The sequence below is a fragment of the Streptomyces sp. NPDC050147 genome (genome assembly GCF_040660195.1).
Taxonomy (GTDB): Bacteria; Actinomycetota; Actinomycetes; order Streptomycetales; family Streptomycetaceae; genus Streptomyces.
The window spans coordinates 465,202-480,447 of sequence record NZ_JBFALJ010000001.1 but is presented as its reverse complement, the minus strand read 5'-3'; the positions used below and the strand labels follow the sequence as shown (position 1 = coordinate 480,447).

The 15,246-nt window shown below is 69.4% G+C and carries 25 protein-coding genes; 5 read left to right on the top strand and 20 right to left on the bottom strand.

Annotation, left to right across the window (positions count from 1 at the left end; translation table 11 throughout):
- Window positions 1-34: 34 nt before the first annotated feature.
- From AB0I94_RS02225 to AB0I94_RS02165, 13 genes are all read right to left on the bottom strand, one after another.
- Window positions 35-271, bottom strand: a complete 237-nt coding sequence (locus AB0I94_RS02225; protein ID WP_363307456.1) for a hypothetical protein — start codon at window positions 269-271, stop codon at window positions 35-37.
- A complete protein-coding gene (locus tag AB0I94_RS02220; RefSeq protein ID WP_363307455.1) occupies window positions 268-525 on the bottom strand; it encodes a WhiB family transcriptional regulator in 258 nt (85 codons plus the stop codon). The genes AB0I94_RS02225 and AB0I94_RS02220 overlap by 4 nt, the downstream gene beginning before the upstream one ends.
- Window positions 522-698, bottom strand: coding sequence for a hypothetical protein (locus AB0I94_RS02215; protein ID WP_363307454.1), 177 nt, complete (start codon window positions 696-698; stop codon window positions 522-524). Before AB0I94_RS02215 ends, AB0I94_RS02220 begins: the two co-directional genes overlap by 4 nt.
- On the bottom strand, window positions 695-949 hold the full coding sequence (locus AB0I94_RS02210) for a hypothetical protein (protein WP_363307453.1): 255 nt from the start codon (window positions 947-949) through the stop codon (window positions 695-697). Before AB0I94_RS02210 ends, AB0I94_RS02215 begins: the two co-directional genes overlap by 4 nt.
- Window positions 949-1,851 carry a hypothetical protein gene (locus AB0I94_RS02205; protein ID WP_363307452.1) on the bottom strand — a complete coding sequence of 301 codons (903 nt, stop codon included), beginning with the start codon at window positions 1,849-1,851 and terminating at the stop codon, window positions 949-951. The genes AB0I94_RS02210 and AB0I94_RS02205 overlap by 1 nt, the downstream gene beginning before the upstream one ends.
- The gene (locus AB0I94_RS02200) at window positions 1,848-2,738 is read right to left on the bottom strand and encodes a PD-(D/E)XK nuclease-like domain-containing protein (protein WP_363307451.1); all 891 of its coding nucleotides are present in this window, start codon (window positions 2,736-2,738) and stop codon (window positions 1,848-1,850) included. Before AB0I94_RS02200 ends, AB0I94_RS02205 begins: the two co-directional genes overlap by 4 nt.
- Window positions 2,738-3,193: a hypothetical protein gene (locus AB0I94_RS02195; protein ID WP_363307450.1), complete on the bottom strand. Its 456-nt coding sequence runs from the start codon at window positions 3,191-3,193 to the stop codon at window positions 2,738-2,740. Before AB0I94_RS02195 ends, AB0I94_RS02200 begins: the two co-directional genes overlap by 1 nt.
- A complete protein-coding gene (locus AB0I94_RS02190) occupies window positions 3,190-3,786 on the bottom strand; it encodes a hypothetical protein (RefSeq protein WP_363307449.1) in 597 nt (198 codons plus the stop codon). The genes AB0I94_RS02195 and AB0I94_RS02190 overlap by 4 nt, the downstream gene beginning before the upstream one ends.
- Entirely contained in the window at window positions 3,783-4,037 is a 255-nt protein-coding gene (locus tag AB0I94_RS02185) for a hypothetical protein (protein ID WP_363307448.1), read from the bottom strand. Before AB0I94_RS02185 ends, AB0I94_RS02190 begins: the two co-directional genes overlap by 4 nt.
- A complete protein-coding gene (locus tag AB0I94_RS02180; protein WP_363307447.1) occupies window positions 4,034-4,681 on the bottom strand; it encodes a hypothetical protein in 648 nt (215 codons plus the stop codon). Before AB0I94_RS02180 ends, AB0I94_RS02185 begins: the two co-directional genes overlap by 4 nt.
- Window positions 4,678-4,992 (bottom strand): hypothetical protein, encoded by a 315-nt coding sequence (locus AB0I94_RS02175; RefSeq protein WP_363307446.1) that lies wholly within the window; start codon window positions 4,990-4,992, stop codon window positions 4,678-4,680. The genes AB0I94_RS02180 and AB0I94_RS02175 overlap by 4 nt, the downstream gene beginning before the upstream one ends.
- A gap of 88 nt (window positions 4,993-5,080) precedes the next feature.
- Entirely contained in the window at window positions 5,081-5,332 is a 252-nt protein-coding gene (locus AB0I94_RS02170; RefSeq protein WP_363307445.1) for a hypothetical protein, read from the bottom strand.
- Window positions 5,329-5,538, bottom strand: a complete 210-nt coding sequence (locus AB0I94_RS02165) for a helix-turn-helix transcriptional regulator (RefSeq protein WP_363307444.1) — start codon at window positions 5,536-5,538, stop codon at window positions 5,329-5,331. Before AB0I94_RS02165 ends, AB0I94_RS02170 begins: the two co-directional genes overlap by 4 nt.
- 203 nt (window positions 5,539-5,741) lie before the next feature.
- Between AB0I94_RS02165 and AB0I94_RS02160 the strand changes: the two genes are divergently transcribed.
- The 3 genes from AB0I94_RS02160 (at window position 5,742) to AB0I94_RS02150 (ending at window position 8,168) form a co-directional block, all read left to right on the top strand.
- A complete protein-coding gene (locus AB0I94_RS02160; RefSeq protein WP_363307443.1) occupies window positions 5,742-6,263 on the top strand; it encodes a helix-turn-helix transcriptional regulator in 522 nt (173 codons plus the stop codon).
- Between the two features lie 96 nt (window positions 6,264-6,359).
- Entirely contained in the window at window positions 6,360-6,776 is a 417-nt protein-coding gene (locus AB0I94_RS02155) for a hypothetical protein (protein ID WP_363307442.1), read from the top strand.
- A gap of 27 nt (window positions 6,777-6,803) precedes the next feature.
- Complete coding sequence (locus AB0I94_RS02150) at window positions 6,804-8,168, top strand: hypothetical protein (protein WP_363307441.1); 1,365 nt, start codon at window positions 6,804-6,806, stop codon at window positions 8,166-8,168.
- A gap of 150 nt (window positions 8,169-8,318) precedes the next feature.
- On the opposite strand, the gene AB0I94_RS02145 is transcribed toward AB0I94_RS02150, so the two are convergent.
- From AB0I94_RS02145 to AB0I94_RS02130, 4 genes are all read right to left on the bottom strand, one after another.
- Complete coding sequence (locus AB0I94_RS02145) at window positions 8,319-8,825, bottom strand: response regulator (RefSeq protein WP_363307440.1); 507 nt, start codon at window positions 8,823-8,825, stop codon at window positions 8,319-8,321.
- 270 nt (window positions 8,826-9,095) lie between these two features.
- Window positions 9,096-9,461, bottom strand: a complete 366-nt coding sequence (locus tag AB0I94_RS02140; protein WP_363307439.1) for a cupin domain-containing protein — start codon at window positions 9,459-9,461, stop codon at window positions 9,096-9,098.
- A 228-nt stretch (window positions 9,462-9,689) separates the two neighbouring features.
- A complete protein-coding gene (locus AB0I94_RS02135; protein WP_363307438.1) occupies window positions 9,690-10,004 on the bottom strand; it encodes a hypothetical protein in 315 nt (104 codons plus the stop codon).
- A 40-nt stretch (window positions 10,005-10,044) separates the two neighbouring features.
- Window positions 10,045-10,392 carry a hypothetical protein gene (locus tag AB0I94_RS02130; protein ID WP_363307437.1) on the bottom strand — a complete coding sequence of 116 codons (348 nt, stop codon included), beginning with the start codon at window positions 10,390-10,392 and terminating at the stop codon, window positions 10,045-10,047.
- Between the two features lie 210 nt (window positions 10,393-10,602).
- Here AB0I94_RS02130 and AB0I94_RS02125 point away from each other — a divergent pair, with 210 nt between their 5' ends.
- Window positions 10,603-10,860: a DUF2277 domain-containing protein gene (locus tag AB0I94_RS02125; protein ID WP_363307436.1), complete on the top strand. Its 258-nt coding sequence runs from the start codon at window positions 10,603-10,605 to the stop codon at window positions 10,858-10,860.
- Here the strand turns inward: AB0I94_RS02125 and AB0I94_RS02120 are convergent.
- Window positions 10,857-11,498 carry a VTT domain-containing protein gene (locus AB0I94_RS02120; protein ID WP_363307434.1) on the bottom strand — a complete coding sequence of 214 codons (642 nt, stop codon included), beginning with the start codon at window positions 11,496-11,498 and terminating at the stop codon, window positions 10,857-10,859. The two genes, AB0I94_RS02125 and AB0I94_RS02120, sit on opposite strands and share 4 nt — an antisense overlap.
- 256 nt (window positions 11,499-11,754) lie before the next feature.
- Between AB0I94_RS02120 and AB0I94_RS02115 the strand changes: the two genes are divergently transcribed.
- The gene (locus AB0I94_RS02115; protein ID WP_363307433.1) at window positions 11,755-12,309 is read left to right on the top strand and encodes a superoxide dismutase family protein; all 555 of its coding nucleotides are present in this window, start codon (window positions 11,755-11,757) and stop codon (window positions 12,307-12,309) included.
- 148 nt (window positions 12,310-12,457) lie between these two features.
- Here AB0I94_RS02115 and AB0I94_RS02110 read toward each other — a convergent pair whose 3' ends face one another.
- Together AB0I94_RS02110 and AB0I94_RS02105 are read right to left on the bottom strand one after the other, a co-directional pair.
- Entirely contained in the window at window positions 12,458-12,907 is a 450-nt protein-coding gene (locus AB0I94_RS02110) for a DoxX family protein (protein ID WP_363307432.1), read from the bottom strand.
- A gap of 62 nt (window positions 12,908-12,969) precedes the next feature.
- The gene (locus AB0I94_RS02105; RefSeq protein ID WP_363307431.1) at window positions 12,970-14,955 is read right to left on the bottom strand and encodes an FAD/NAD(P)-binding protein; all 1,986 of its coding nucleotides are present in this window, start codon (window positions 14,953-14,955) and stop codon (window positions 12,970-12,972) included.
- Window positions 14,956-15,246: the final 291 nt, after the last annotated feature.

The following is a 15,246-nucleotide window of genomic DNA, read 5'->3' as shown; positions in this document are numbered from 1 at the left end:
CCGCCCCAGGCGGGTTCAGCGGTGGTGCTGGTGGTCATTCATGGATGCGTCCGATCCGGTAGGCGTCGGCCGCCTCGGCGGCTTGCTGAGCGAGGGCGGCCTCGGCGCACGTCTTGTGCGCCGGGGACCGCTTGCCGTCGCGGAGATGGGTGTCGATCCCGCAGTAACGGCAGGGCTTCGGGCTCCAGGACCAGTGCGAGGAGTCGCGCCAGTCGAGGAGCCCGCCGGGTAGCGGGTCGGGCGGGGCGCGGCGGCGGTGACGGGCCGTCATCCGGAGCGCCTGCGGAGGAGAGTGCGTTCCCTCGCGGCGAGCCCACCCCACACCCCGTGCGGCTCGGGCCTGGCGAGGGCGTACGCGAGGCACTCCGCGGTGACAGGACAAGCGCCACAGACGGTCCGAGCGAGCCGCGAGGACTGACCTTCCTCGGGGTAGAAGAGAGTCGGGTCGACCTGTGCACAGAGCGCTTCAGCGCGCCATCCGTGCGCGGGCTCCACGGTGTCGGGGGTGCAGGGCGTGGTCGTCACCGGTCGGCCTCGGCTTTCGTGTTGAGGCCGAGGGCGTCGAGGAGGTCCCCCAGGTCGTTTCGGTTGTGGGCGTGGCGGAGTACATAGCGGGAGGCGTCGCGGCGCTCCTCGCGGGTGTTCTCGCCGGGTTGAAGGGCTGCGGTCTTGTCGATGTCCAGGCGACCGACGCTCACTGGGCACCGCCTGGGGTGGTGTTGCAGGTCCAGCAGCGGCGGGACCCGTCGGCGTGGATGGCGTGGAAGGTGGTGCGGTCCTCGGTCGGGCAGTGGGCGAAGTCGTTCGCGACGGCGTCGCCCTCGATGAGCAGCTCGTCCAGCTCGGCCTGGTTGAGTGCGCGGCGCGTGGTCACGGCGTCGTACTGCCCGACGAGGGAGACGACGCGGGTCTCCAGGTCGCGGATGCGGCGGGCCTTGGCTCCGAACATCAGACGGCCCCCGCCCCAGGCTCGCGAGCCGCCGGCCACTGGGCCGGTCCCTCGCTCGTCGCGGTCTGGGTCTCGCCTGCCTGCTGGTGGATCTCGGCGACGGTGACGCGCTGCTGCGGGAACTCCTCGTCGACCGTGACCTCACCGCGGCGGATCGACTCGAAGATGATCTGAAGCTGAGCAACGTCGAGGTTGGTCCACCTGTCACTGGCTCGTCCGCTGCGGCTCTCTTCGAGCTGCTCGACCGTGACGCCGATGTTCTCGAACGCCGTGATTGCGTCGGCGATCCGCTGCGAGAGCGGCTTGTCGCCCGCGCCGTTCTCCAGCGTGTAGTTGGCAACCGACTTGGCCTCTTCGCGGTACCAATCCGGCAGAACCGTGAAGATCATTTCCCTGAGCCTGCGGGCACCGTTGTTCGTGTTGTTCTCGTAGACGTCGCGCGGGTCCTCCAGCCGCTTTCCGGACCCCTTGGCCCACCGGACGTGCGGGACGATGAACGTGGTGCTGGCGCGTTCGTTGGATTCCAAGTCCCACGCCCACGCCTGCATCTCGGACTCGCCGGCCTCGTCGTCGCGGCGCAGCTCGTTCAGGCCGTGGTGGATGTTGCCCCAGCAGCGGGCCAGTTCCTTGGCGAACTGGATCGTCTCGCCGTTGATGTTGCCGTCGGCGCCACCGCGGTTGAAGCGGAAGAACGAGCGGGCGGCGAGGGTCTGCTGACGGAACGCGGACCGCATCTTGCGCGTGGCCATCGCCTCGTCACGGGGGAACTGGCGGGCCACGACGACGGCGGCCTGTACCTCGGCGACCGCGCGGGACTGCTCAACGGCAGTGCCCTGCCCGACGAACGAGGGGGCCGGAGCCGCCGGGGCGGCGACCTGCTGCTCGACTACGGGGAAGTTCACAGGTACTCCAAGGTGTCTCGGGTCTCGGCGTAGCCGGGCAGGGCGATGGGCTCGATGTCGTCGCTGTAGCCGGGCCAGTAGCCGGAGGCGGTGCACTCGGCGAAGGTCTCCAGCGCGCGGCGGTTGCGGGCAGCGCCGATACGGCGGGCCGTCGCGGTCACCTCGATGACGGTGATCACGTACGGAGCGGTCTTCTCCTGGCAGACGAACACGAACGCGGCGTCGTCTCCCGCGATGCCGAGAGCTCGACAGGCGGCGCGGTACCAGTCGTCTTGCTGGTGGTAGCCGTACTCGTCGATGTCCTTGGCGAGCTTCTCGGGGTTCGCCGAGCGGCACGTCTTGTAGTCGGGGATGATCAGCCGCCCCGTGCGGGGGTTGGGCAGCCAGTCGAGGCGTGCCCGCCGCATGACGCCCGTGCGGTCGTCGCGCCAGAACAGGGACTGCTCTGGCGTGCCGCGCTCGGGGTCGAAGAGCAGGGAGGCGACGGGGTGGCGGCGCAGGGCGTCCGCCATGTCGTGCACCTGCTGGTACTCGGCGGGCTTCAGCGGGACCTCTCCGGCCTCACGAGCCTTGGTCACCGCGGCCTTCGCCACGTTGGTGTTCCACGTCTCGTGCTCGATCTCTCTGAGCGTCGGCCCGTTGCCGAGGACGAGCTTGTGGGCGGCGTTGCCGATGTCCCACACCTTCTTCACCGGCTGCGGGTTGTCCTGCTCGTACCGGAAGATCGCCGGGCACGAGGGCGGCAGCAGCTTCCGCGCGCCGCTCGACGACAGGGCGTACCGGTGAGAGTGGTACTCCTCGTTGGTCATCTCGTAGATGCCGGGCTCGGTGATGTGCTCGGGCCCGGCGGCCGGGGCCGAAGCCCCGGCCTGCACGGTCGTCGTCATCAGGCATCCGCCTCCGGGTCGTACTCGGTGGCGACCTCGATGCGGGTGACGGTGTAGTCCGTCGTCTCCTCGACGCCGTCCTTGCCGATGACCAGCTCGTACGGGTCGTCCGGCTCGGACTCGTCGCCGAGCCAGTCGAAGACGTGGCCGGTGTCGTACTCCGGGTTGTGGTTGATCGCGTCGGCCTCGCAGTGCATCCGCGCGGCTTCCGCGTTCGTGTACGTGCCGAGCGGGGTCATGCCCCACGCGGCGCGGTAGACGTAGGCGACGCCGGGCTCCGTCTCCAGATGCACATCGCGCGGGGTCATCGCGGCAGTGAGGGCGAGCGTCGCGTACACCTGCGCTTCGGCGGCGAGCGCGGCACCGGTGACCGGGTCGCCGCCGTCGCCGTAGGTGTATTGGTGGGCCTGAGCAGCAAGGCGCCTGGCCTCGCGGGCATCGTCGGCGGCGGTCATGAGCGGCCGTCCTTTCGTGCGAGCAGGTAGTAGCGGGCGTTCTCCGGGCCGCAGACGACGAGGTGGCCCCTCTCGGTGAGGGCCTGGAGGTCGCCGCGTGCGGTCGACCGGTTCAGCTCCTGGAGCCCTTGGGCGCGGTAGACGGCCATGACGCGGGTGGTGGTCCATTGGCCGGGCCACGTGCGGATGGCGTCGAGGAGCTGTGCGAGGCGGCCGGTGAGCTGGGGAGTGGCGATGGCCTCGCGGCTGCTCTTCTCCCCGCCCAAGGGCAACGTCGCGAGGATCTCCTCGATCCCCTCGCGCAGTCCCATGGGCGCATCCGGCCGCCACTGGATCGCGAACTGCACAGCCAGGGCGAGGCAGTCACGCTCGGCGGCGATCCGGCCAGCGTGCGCGTGCATGACCCCGGTGTCGTAGCCCGACTTGTACACCGGGTCTGTCTCGGCGTCGGCCACGGCCATCACTGCGCGGGCGAACCGCACGCGGTCGTCGCGGCGCTCCAACTGCGCGTAGGTGTCCGCGTCGTTCAGGGCGGTGACGTAGCGCTCGATCCGATCGGCCGGGTAGTCGCGGGTGTTCACGCGGTGCGTCATCGTGCAGCCCCCTTCGGAGCGGCGAGGCGGAGCAGGAAGAGAAGTCCCTCGATCACGGCGAGCCGGGCCCGGTCCCACGCGTTGGCCACGGCGAGGCCGACCCGCGTCGGTACGTCGGACTCACGGGCCCAGCGCGGGGTGAGGTGTTCGGCCTCGACGAGGAGGAAGAACGGCACCAGCGAGCCAGCGAACACGCCGACAGCGACGGACACGCACGCGGCGATCTCGGCGGGCGACTCGCGGCCGATCACTCGACACCACCCGTCTCGACGCGGATCGCGCCGCGTGCGACCTTGTCGGCCAGGCGGGCGATCGCTGCGGGCGCGCTCTCCTGACGCTCCGGGGCACTCGGGCACTCCCGCGCCTTCTTGCGCAGCCATGCCGCGACGTCGGTCTTAGACAGGCGACGCTCGGCGACGCGGGCGACCTGTTCCTTGTCCCGTTGCAGGGCCTCGTTGTCGGCCGTCAGCTCGTCGACACGAGCCCGCAGCCGCTCGGCCTCCGCCTCCGAGTCGAAGAGACGGCGCAGCACAGGGGCCATCCGCTCACCCATGTACGAGGTGAGGTTCAGGCAGTAGAGGTCCTCCCACGTGGGGTGTTCGTGCTCGCGGCAGTCGCGTACCGACTTGGCCAGCGAGGCGACCAGCCCGGTGCTTGCGGGCCGTACGTCGCCGAGCTGTTCGGCCGCCGTGCCCCGCTGTGGCCCGACCGGCATTGGCAGAGCGTCCGCGGAGCCCGCGATCCCGTGTTCCGCCAACTCCGTCAGCGTCGCCATCACGAACGCGGGGCAACTGCCGCACTTCTCCGGCGCGTACAACGCCTCCCCGCCGCGCGTACCCTCACGCTGCGTCCAGCACGTACCGTCCTTGGTGTTCACCACCAGCGGCGCGCTCACAGCGACACCGCCTCAGCCGACACGGGCAGAGCCACGGACACCTCGACCGGCACGTCCCGCCACACCGTCGTCAGCACGTGACGGCGCACCTGCTGACCGCGCAGCTCGAACGTGTTCTGCGCCGCCCGCACAGCCCCGCCGAGCACGTCGGCGTACGCCGCGAGCTCCGGCATCTCGCCGTACAAGTGGCCGTGCAGATCCGGGATGATCGTGCCGATCGTCCATCCCGCCTGCGGCAGGTCGGGGTGCTCCTTCAGGAGCTCAGCCAGCGCGGTCGCCGCGCTGAGCTGGGAACTAGAGTTGCTGCCCATCGGGGCCTCTCTTCTTTCGGGTAGGGGCGCCGTAGTCGTGGGGTCGCTCAGGCCGGGAAGTCGGAGCGGCCCCGCGGCGCGTGGTGGGTCAGACAGCCGGAGTGATGGCGGTCCGGTCGGCTTCCTTGCGCAGGTCGTCGGCGGTGAAGGTGATTCGGCCGCCGTCGAGGTGGCAGTGGACTTCGCGCCGGTAGCACTTCTGTTTGAGCACTCGTGCGCTGCGGTACGGCAGCAGCCGCTTTTCGATGACCTCCTCCGGCGTCCACCGTCGGAATTCGGCCTCGGTGTCGATCGGCTCGCGCGTCCTGCCGGGGGGCGTGTGCGTGGCCTTGGCGGTCACGTCATCTCCTCGTGGGTGATCAGGTCTTGGGGGACCTGGAGCGCTGTTGCGACCTTGCGGACCTGCTCTTCGCCGGTGTCCCTGATCTGCGCCCGCTCCAGGCGGGAGAGATAGCCGCGATTCAGACCTGTCTTGGCTTGAAGCTCGCGGATGCTCATCTTTCGGGCCTGGCGGATGGCTCTTACTGCGGGTCCGTTTGGCTTCACGCTCAGAATCTAGACCCACAGTCGCTACCAAGGCAAGCACTCTGCCTACATTCGCGCTTCAGAAGTGAGCTGTGTGCTCAGGTTGCTCAGCAGGGGCGCGTGCGCCGGTGCAACCCGGGGGCGCAAAGTGCTCAATAAAGCCCAGGTCAAAGCGCCGAATCTGAGCTAGAAGCGTGCAACCCAATGAGGCATGATTGGGCCCCATGGACGAGGACTCCAAGCTGCTGGGCTCTGAGCTACAGGCGAGCCGCGAAGGGCGACGGCCCAAGCTGCTTCAGCCCGATGTCGGCGTCGCCCTCGGCGTGAGCCGCACGACGATTCAGAACATCGAGAACGGCAAGTTCAAGAAGATCAGTCCGACCATCCGCGAGTACGCCGAGCTCCTGGGGTGGCCCGAGGGGGCAGTCGACCACGTCTTCGCGGGCGGAAGGCTGGCTGACTTCGACGCCGCGGGGGCGCCGGACGCCGAGCCGGAACCTGCCCCGAGTCTCGGGCTCTCGCCGGCCGTGGAGTACGAGCTGCGGTCGGGCGATGTGCTGGGCTCCCAAGTCATCAATCTCGGCCCTGATGAGGAGGACGGGCAGATCATCGTCGTTTTGCAGGGCAAGAAGGGTGCCAGCAAGGAGGAGGTCGCGCGCGTAGCGGCTCGCTTCCGCAAGGCGCGCAGGCACTTGCAGGGCATCGGGGCTGACGCCGACGACGGTGAGGTTGCAGACTCCGGCTGAATTCACGCAAGCCCCGTGCGCCACAGCAGCATGTGTGGTTGCATGCACAGACCGTCACCGTGAGGGGGGCACCGCACGGCGGAGCGGGGAATCAGCATGGAACTCTCCATCAAGGTCGCGCGCTACCGGGGAGCGTATTTCGAGCCGTACATAGAGGATTTCGCCACGGATGATGAGGCCGGGTGCGTCTTCCACATGCACGAGGACGACATCACGTCTGCGGGCGCCGTCGTCTTCGCGGACGCGCTCACTCAGCAGGCCCGCCGGTGGCGGCCTCGGCCGCCGGACGTGCCGCGCGGCCCGCGTATCCCCATCACCATGGAGATGCGCCAGGACATGCCCGAGGGGTACGCAATCGTCATCGACGACCGGGCTGCTGGCATCCACTACACAGTGCGTTCGGGCCTGATCAAACAGCACGCGGGCGAGGTCATCACCAACTCGCAGTCCGAGCGCTCGCCCGATTGGATGCGCCTGCCAGCGCGCTACGTCGTACGCCACCAGGTGAGTTGAGCTCGGTCGGCCCGGGGAGGGGTTTCCATGGCCTACGCAGAGAAGGTCTACAAGGTCCGCAACGGCAAGGCCACGAAGCAGTTCACGTGGAGGTCTCGCTACAAGAAGCCGGATGGCACATGGGGGACACAGCCGGGCTTTGATACGAAGCGACTTGCCGAGGACTACGGCAACCAGCAAGAAGCGCTGATCAAGATGTATCAGTGGGTGGACCCGGAGCGCGCCGAGATGCACTTCGGGAAGTGGGCGCGGGAATGGATGGCGTCGCGCGCGCCGCGGGGACGGACGATCACCACACGCTGGGACCGGCTGGACACCCACATCTTGCCGCGCTGGGAGCACACCCCACTGATCAAGGTGAACTGGTTCGACGCGGAAGCTTGGGCGAACTCGGTGTCTCTCACGCACGATGACTCGACCGCGAGCCAGTGCTTGACGCTCATGAGCCAGATCATGACCGGAGCTGTCGACGCTGGATGCATTCTGGTCAACCCGCTCGCAGGCCGCCGCCGTTCGAGGCCAGCAGCTGTCAAGCAGCGGATTCAGCAGAAGGCCACAGCCAGGGCAGAGGGCGAAGCGCGGGCCGCGGACCCCGAGCGCCTACTCAGGGTGGCGCGGCGGCTCGGCCCGCTGGATGGCACACACCTGCTCACGACGGCGTTTGCCGGGCCGCGGTGGGGCGAAGGGTTGGCGCTCACCAAGGAGGACAGCCTTGGGGAGCGCAAGGAGCCTCACTGGGGAGGCTTCTTCACCTGTCCCACCCTCCAACTGCGACAGGAGGTTGCGGAGTACCAGACTCGCGATCCGGCGACGGGGAAGAAGGGCCCGATGTTCTTCGGTCTGGAGCCCCTGAAGACCGACGGCAGCCTTCGGGACGTCGATCTTCCCCCGTTCCTGCACGAGCTGATCCTGGCTCAGATCGAAAGGCTGCCGGAAAAGGTCTCCTGGCTGTACTGCACGCGGTCGGGGAAGTGCTGGCGCGGATCGAACTTCGGCCGGCAGGTGATGCGGCCAGCGTGCGACGGTCGTGAAGCGCTCCCCAAGTCGAAGGGACATCGCGCCCGGGAAAAGTGGGACCCGATCATCCCGGGGATGACGATGGACCTGCTCCGTCACACGCACGACACCTACCAGGCGCAGATCGGAGTGGCCGAGCCACTCGCTTTCGAGCAGGCCGGGCACCGGCGACCGGGCATCAAGGCCGTGTACCAGCACCCCACGCCGGACATGCGTAAGCAGCGGCTGGAAGGGTTGCAGGAGATCTTCGAGCGGGCGATGAGCAATCTCGGCTGGGACCAGATCTGGGAGAAGTCAGAGTTGATCTCCGGAATTCCTCCTAAACGATCACTGGGGGCGGGTAAGAGGGCCCCGCGTGCCAGGTCAGTGGCCTAGCGGCTGCCACAGGACGGTGGTCTTACAAGGCAGATGTCGGCGGTTCGAAACCGTCCGCGCCCACAGTGACGCCGTGCAGGTAAGCGGCATGACCGGCCCCCCGTCCTTGATCGGATGGGGGGCCGGTTTTCTGTGCGGGGCCACGTCGCGTCACGTTTCCACCTGAGGGCTGGGTGTCCAGCCTGGTTCCGAGTGGCTGTCGTTCGTCGGTTTGACGGTTCCGGCCTTCAACTGGGCCCGGAGCACCTCGATCTCCTGCTGCATGGATTTCAGCTGCTCGTAGCTGTCGAAGAGGTAGCGGACCTTGGTGCGCAGGGTCAGTGGATCGATGGGCTTCAGAGCGACATCCGCCACGCCGAGCAGGAAGGCCGCGGCGGCGACCTCGCGGCTGACGTCGAAACCGGTCAGCAAGACGATGGGTATGGCGCGTGTCTGGTCGAGGCGCCGTACGTAGCGCACGACGTCGAGACCGCTCACGCCCGGCATGCGCACATCGAGCAGGATGAGCCCGACGTCCCCGCGCAGGACCACTCTGAGCGCGTCGTCGCCGTTCGTCACGCTCACCAGCGGGTAGCCGAGAGGGGCCAACGCGCTCTCCAGCGCGAACAGGGTGTCCTTGTGGTCGTCGACGACGAGGATCACGGAATTGGTCTGCATGGACTGAGCCCCCTCTCTCAACAACCACGTTATGCCGAAGTCGAGTTGGAGAGTCCCTTCGTTACCGCAGGGCTAAACCTGGGCTCGGGACGGGGGCATCAGGAGTATCAGAAGTACGAGCAGTACGAGGAGTATCAGCGGCATCTACAGGGGTCGCCCAAGGCCGCCGCCCCGACCCGCCCGGAGGCGAGACGGGGCGACAGCGGGGCAGCAATGGGCAGCAACGGTGCGGCAGCGGGGTGGGATCACCCACCCCGTCGTGTCCGCGGGCTAGTCCTGTCCCGCCTTCGCGTACTCCTGTGCCATGCCTCCCGCGAAGTCGTAGACGACCACCTGCTCATCGCCGACGACCCAGGCATCGTGGCCGGCTGAACACACGAAGACGTCACCCGGTCCGACCTCGGCCTCGCCTCCGGCGTCCATGCGGATGTGCATCCGGCCTTCGACGACATAGCCGTTGTGGTGGATCTCGCAGCTGTCGGTGCCCGCGAGCGGGGCCACTGACTCGGACCAGCGCCAGCCGGGCTCAAAGGTGCCCACGGCGAAGTCCAGTCCTGTGAGATGGACGGCTTCGAGGTGGCCGCGAGGGAAATCGCGTCGCTCGTCCGGCTTTTCGACCGCCTTGACCTCAATCATGACAACTTCCTCCGTCCGGGCCAGGCCCGTGCGTGCGGAGTCAGTTGTCGTCGCCGCGGGGCCCGCAGCCGACGCAGTCACCAGCTGACCCCTTCCCCTCTATCGTCCGCCTGTCAACTCGAGGGCGCCACCGGGGGCTTCCGGTGATCCGCTTCCGGCCGCGAGTGCGCTCGGAGGGCTTCCCGCGAGGGTGCCGATCGGCTGAGGCGGGGACGGGGGGAAGGGAGCTCAGCGGCCCGAACCCGGGTGTGTGCGCTTGTACCTGCGGTCCCAGCGCTCCTGGCGTTCCTTGCGGATGCGGTAGTCGCGGTAGGTCATGGGGTAGCCGCCGCCCCCACCGCCGCCTCCGCCCCCACCTCCGGCGCCGGGAGCCGAGCTCGCGCCGCTTCCGCCGCTGCTCTTGCCATTGCTCTTGCCTGAACCCCCGCGGCCGTACTGCTGGACCATGAAGAAGACGAGCGCCGCAGCGGCCAGCCACAGAAGCGGCTGGTTGAAACCCAGGCCGACCAGTGCAAGGAGCAGGACGACCAGCAGAACATTCATGGCAGCACCTCCTTGGCGTAGAGGGAGTCAACGCCCGCTGTCACCCGGTGTCAATAACTTTCTCGTGGATGTGTTTGAGCCGTGCGCGAGCCGCCACGGCGTCCGGTCCCGCCACCTGTTCCCAGAAGCGGTGACAAGTGACGAACACCGCCAACTCCCTTTCGCGCTCCCGCAGTTTCTCGACCTCCGCCTGTTCGTCCGCGGTCCAGCCGGGAGAGGCGGGGCGCTCCACTTTCCGCCAGCCGTGGTCGTCGCTGAAGCCGTCGAGGGGCGTGACGGACCAGGGGAGCCGCTTCAGGAGGGCCAGGAGTTCGGCCCGGACCTGGTGCAGTTCCTCCTGGCCCGCGAGGAGGTCGTCCGGGAAGTCGTATGCAGGGGTTGCAGGCACCCCGTAATGCTACTCCTGTTCGAATTTCGGGTGCGAGGGCCGCCACGCGAGATGTTGCGGATGTTGAGGGGGAGCGCTGCGGGTGTTGCCGGGAGCGGGGCTGCGGGTTTTGCCGAATGTGGTGGGGTGAGGAGCCGAGGGGCGGGTCGTGCGAGGGGTTCCTGAGCGGTACGACTTCCCGCGCGCCCCCGCGCGCGGCAAGCTGTAAGCATGTGCCGCAGCATCAAGACGCTCCGTCCGCCCGCCATCCCCGAAGACGCCACCGAGGAGGAGATCCGGGCCGCCGCGCTCCAGTACGTGCGCAAGATCTCGGGGTTCCGTGCCCCGGCCGCGCACAATCGCGAGGTCTTCGACCGCGCCGTGGACGCGGTCGCCGAAGCCACCGCCGAACTGCTCGCCGGCATCGAGGTGCGCGGGGGCAAGCCGCGGGCGGCCGAGCAGGCGTCCGGGGAAGCTTCGGCGGCCTAGCTCGCCGCGGTCACGGTCGCCGTCGCCGTAGCCGTGCGCGGCCGGCGGACCAGGAACGCCGCCCCCGCGCCCGCCGCGAACAGCGCGAGCAGTGAGACGCCCGTGGCCAGCCACGTCGCGCCGAGCCACTGCGCGCCGAAGTAGCCGAGCGCGACGCTGTACCCGGCCCAGGCCACGCCCGCGAGGGCCGACCAGGGCAGGAACTCGCGCACCTTGCGGTGTGCGGCGCCCGCCGCGAGCGAGACGATCGAGCGGCCCGCCGGTGCGAAGCGCGCGATGACGACCAGTGTGCCGCCGCCCCTGGAAAGCGCCGTGCCGAGTCGTTCCTGCGCCGTGGTGAGGCGGCGCGAGCGGGCGATGGCGCGGTCCAGGCGCTCGCCGCCGCGCCAGGCGAGGCGGTAGACGGCCAGATCGCCGATGACCGAGGCGGTGGCGGCGCAGAGCAGGAGGAGCAGGATGTCGGGGACCGCGTGCGGAACGCTCTGCGCGCCGGTGCCCGCCGCAGCCGCCGCGGTGGCCGCCGTGATGACCAGGACACCGCTCGGCAGCACGGGCAGCACGATGTCGAAGAGCACGGAAAGCGCGACCACCGCGTAGATCCATGGGCTGCTGGTCAGTGAGCCCAGATTCTCAAGCACCGAAATTCCCCGTAACTCCCCGGCCGACGGCTTGACTGCCGCGACGTCGCGGGGGAGCGGCAGGGGCGGCGTGGTGACAGCTGTACAGCGTACGCCGCGCCCTCCGCCGTAGATCTACAGGGGGCTTATTTGTTCGCTACATCACGTTCACCCGGCTGCCGCCTCCGATGGGGCATGCGGCGCCGAAGTCCCGTACCAACATCATCACCGACTCAACGACCAGCAGGGTCGACGGACGGTACGGAAGGAGAGAGCGATGGTGGCAGCAGTGCTCGCCGGGGCCGTGGCAACGGCGGTGCTCGCAGCGGGCGGTGGCGCGGTCGGCGGGGGCGCGCCCTTTTACGAGATGCGGGTCGCCGGGCGGTTCGCGCCGCCCACGGCCTCCCTGTACGTGTGGGCGGTCACGTACGACACGAAACTCGTCCCCGCTGGTTCCCAGATCGAGATCGACCAGCGCGGCAAACCGAACGACATGACGGTCACGCTCCGGGTGAAGGGAATGAAGCCCGGTCACGCGTACGGCGCGCACGTGCACCGGAAGCCGTGCGGCGCCGACCCCGAGGCGGCGGGCGGGCACTACCAGCACCGTCCGGACCCGGTTCAGCCCTCCGAGGACCCGGCCTACATGAATCCGCGGAACGAGGTCTGGCTGGACTTCACCGCGGGCGCGGACGGTTCGGGCACGGCGACGGCCCGCCATGCCTGGGAGTTCCGGGCGGGCGAGGCCAGATCCGTCGTGCTGCACCGCGAGCAGGGTGGTGCAGGGGAGCGGGTGGCGTGCCTCACGGTGCCGTTCCTTCCCACGCACTGAGGTCCTCGGAGCCCACTCACCGAAGTCCTGGGAGCCCGACTCACTGAAGTCCTCGGAGCGCGAAGGCGTCTGACCGTGACGGTGCCCTTTCCTCGTACGCGTACGAGGAAAGGGCACCGTCACGCGTGCGCCTGAGCGCGCGTCCGCGTCAGGCGGTGACCGGCGTCCGCTCCGACGCGGCCTTGCCCTCGCTCTCGCCGCGCGGGGCGAAGAGGCGGTCGAGGCCGAGCGCGCCCGAGCCGGTGAAGACGAGCAGGAGCATGGCCCAGCAGAAGATCGCGGAGGCCTCGCCGCCGTTCTGCATCGGCCACAGGGCTTCCGGCTGGTGCACCTTGAAGTAGGCGTACGCCATCGAGCCCGACGAGATGAACGCGGCGGCGCGGGTGCCGAGGCCGAGGGCGACCAGGCCGCCGCCGACCAGCTGGATGACGGCCGCGTACCAGCCCGGCCAGGTGCCGGCGTCGACCGTGCCGCCGCCCATCGCGCCACCGAGCACTCCGAAGAGCGAGGCGGCGCCGTGGCAGGCGAAGAGCAGGCCGATGACTATGCGGAAAAGCCCGAGGGCGTAGGGCTGGGCGCTGTTGAGACGTCCAGTCATGGTGGGGGACTCCTTCGGTTTTCGGGGACGGTAACCGAGCGGAGGCCCAAGGTTAGGGGAACCTAATCAATGCTTGCAAGTTCAACATTTGGCCATTCGGGCGATTCCGCTTCTGTCGCGGACGGGACCGCTCCCCTCGCGGCGGGGATCTTCGCGACTCCCGCCGCCGTCCGCAGCACGGCCCGCGCCACCGCGTCCGCGTCCGACAAGGTCACCGAGTCGACGCCCGGCCTGGCCCCGGCCGCGGTCACCCAGTGCACCCCCTCGGTGGGCACTCCGAATGCGTACCGCCGTGCGTGGGAACGACCTTGACGGTCGATCAGGTGATAGGGGCGGGGGGTGACGTCCAGGCCGCCGGTTTCGTGGCCGTCGACGACGTGGGCGCGGCATTGTCCCGTTCTCAGGAGCAGTCCGAGCAGCTCGTCCGCGGTGCGCCGCACGTCCGGTTCGGGGAGCCTGGCCTCGATCACTGTGGTGACCGACACAGCCGACCCCGGTACGTCGGGGGAGTGCGCGAGATACGCCCCGTCCGCGGCGGGGCGCACGTCGAGACGCGGGCCGAGCACCTCGACGACGCCCGCCTCGATCAGCGCCGTCATCTCCTCGATGCGGCGCCGGGGCGGGCCGATCGAGAGGAAGGCGTTGAGCGGTGTGTACCAGCGGTCCAGGTGCTCGCGGCGCGACGTTCCGGACAGGCCGCCGTGGTCGAGGATCAGGCGGAGTTCGTTGCGCAGGTCGCGCAGTACGTCCAGGGCCGACTTCAGCGGGCTCGCGACATTGCCGAGCGCGGCCTGCGCGCTGTCGTCGCGGAGGTAGGCGAGCAGCCAGGCGCGGAAGTCGTCCGGGGAGCGGAAGACGCGGCCGGAGTGCGGCTGCGCGAGGCGGTCCCAGGACCAGCGCGTGGCCTCGGATATCCCGAACTCGTCGAGTACCAAGGCTTCTTGAGGGCTGTGGTGCGGCTCCGCCAGGTAGGCGTCCCGGAACTCCGATGCCCGCTCGGGCGGTTGGACGAGGGCCGCGTAGTAGACCGTCTCGACCTCCTTCGCGACCAGCGGCCATATCTCGTCGAGGAAGTCCGGGGCGTCGCCGCTGTCCGCGCGCTTGCGGAAGCGGGCTATGACGTCGGGGGTGAGGACGAGCGGCTCGTGCCGCCCGTACGGGCCCTTCGCGTTGTCGCCGCGCGCCTGGTAGGGGACGCCGCGCCGCGAACCGGCGTACAGCTTCGGCTCGTGCCCCGAGGGCTGATAGCGCAGGCCGCCCCCCGGGACCGGGGTGAAGCGTCCGCCGCGGCCCTGCGTCAGGAGCGCCATGTGGTCGAAGAAGTTCAGCCCGAGCCCGCGCAGCAGGACGCGCTCACCGGGGGCGATGGCCGACAGGTCCACGTCGGCGGGGTTGGCCGGCGGTATGTGGCGCAGGCCGTGCCGCGCCGCGTGCGCGGCGAGGCGCTCCTGCGCTTCGTCGCCGACCGTGGGGAGGTGGCCCTGCGCGAGGACGACGGCACTGAGCCCGGAGAGTTCACGGCCGCTGTCGAGTACGAGGGACTGGGGCCCGTCACTCGGACCGTCGAGCCGCAGGGCGCGTGCCGCGTGCACCTCGACCCGGACCGATCCGGGGGCGGCGCGCAGGGTTTGGGCGAAGACCCACTCCAGATAGCGGCCGTAGCAGGCGCGCGTCGGGTAGTCGTCAGGGCCGAGCTCCGGCGCGTGCCCGGCGGCGGCCCACGCGTACAGGCTCGGCCCCGGCCGGATCGGTCCGGCGCAGTCGACGCTCTCATCGGTGAAGAGGGTCACCTGGGAGGCGACCGTGTTCATGAGCAGCTCGGCCGGCTGGGCGGTCCGCCAGACGCGGCCCGGCCCAGGGGGTGAGGGGTCGACGACGTGGATCGTCAGCCGTGTCCCCGGCGGCAGGAGTTCGACTGCCGAGGCACACAGGCGCTCCAGGACGCTCGTGCCGCGGGGTCCCGCGCCGACGACGGCGACGGCGACTGAGGCTGCGGCTGGGGCTGTGACGTCATGGTCCGGTGCGGTCGTTGCGGATGGTGCGGACAAAGACGTGACTCCCGGGCGTAGCAGGGGGCGTGGGGGGTGTGGGGGTATGAGGGGTATGGGGGTGATGGAAGCGGACGGTCCGCCTCATCATGCCGCCGACGTCCCCGAAGTCGAACCCCACGGCAGAGGATCACCAGCCGGGTGTGTCCTGCGTCACGCGCGACCCGTGGGGTGCTGGCCGCCTTTGGGGGGCTATGGGGAGTAAAGGGGGCGCGAGGTGGGTGTGTGTGGGGTGTGTGGGGGAGTGGAGGGGGTGGGCTAAGAGGCTCATCTGCCCCGCCAACCCCGCCG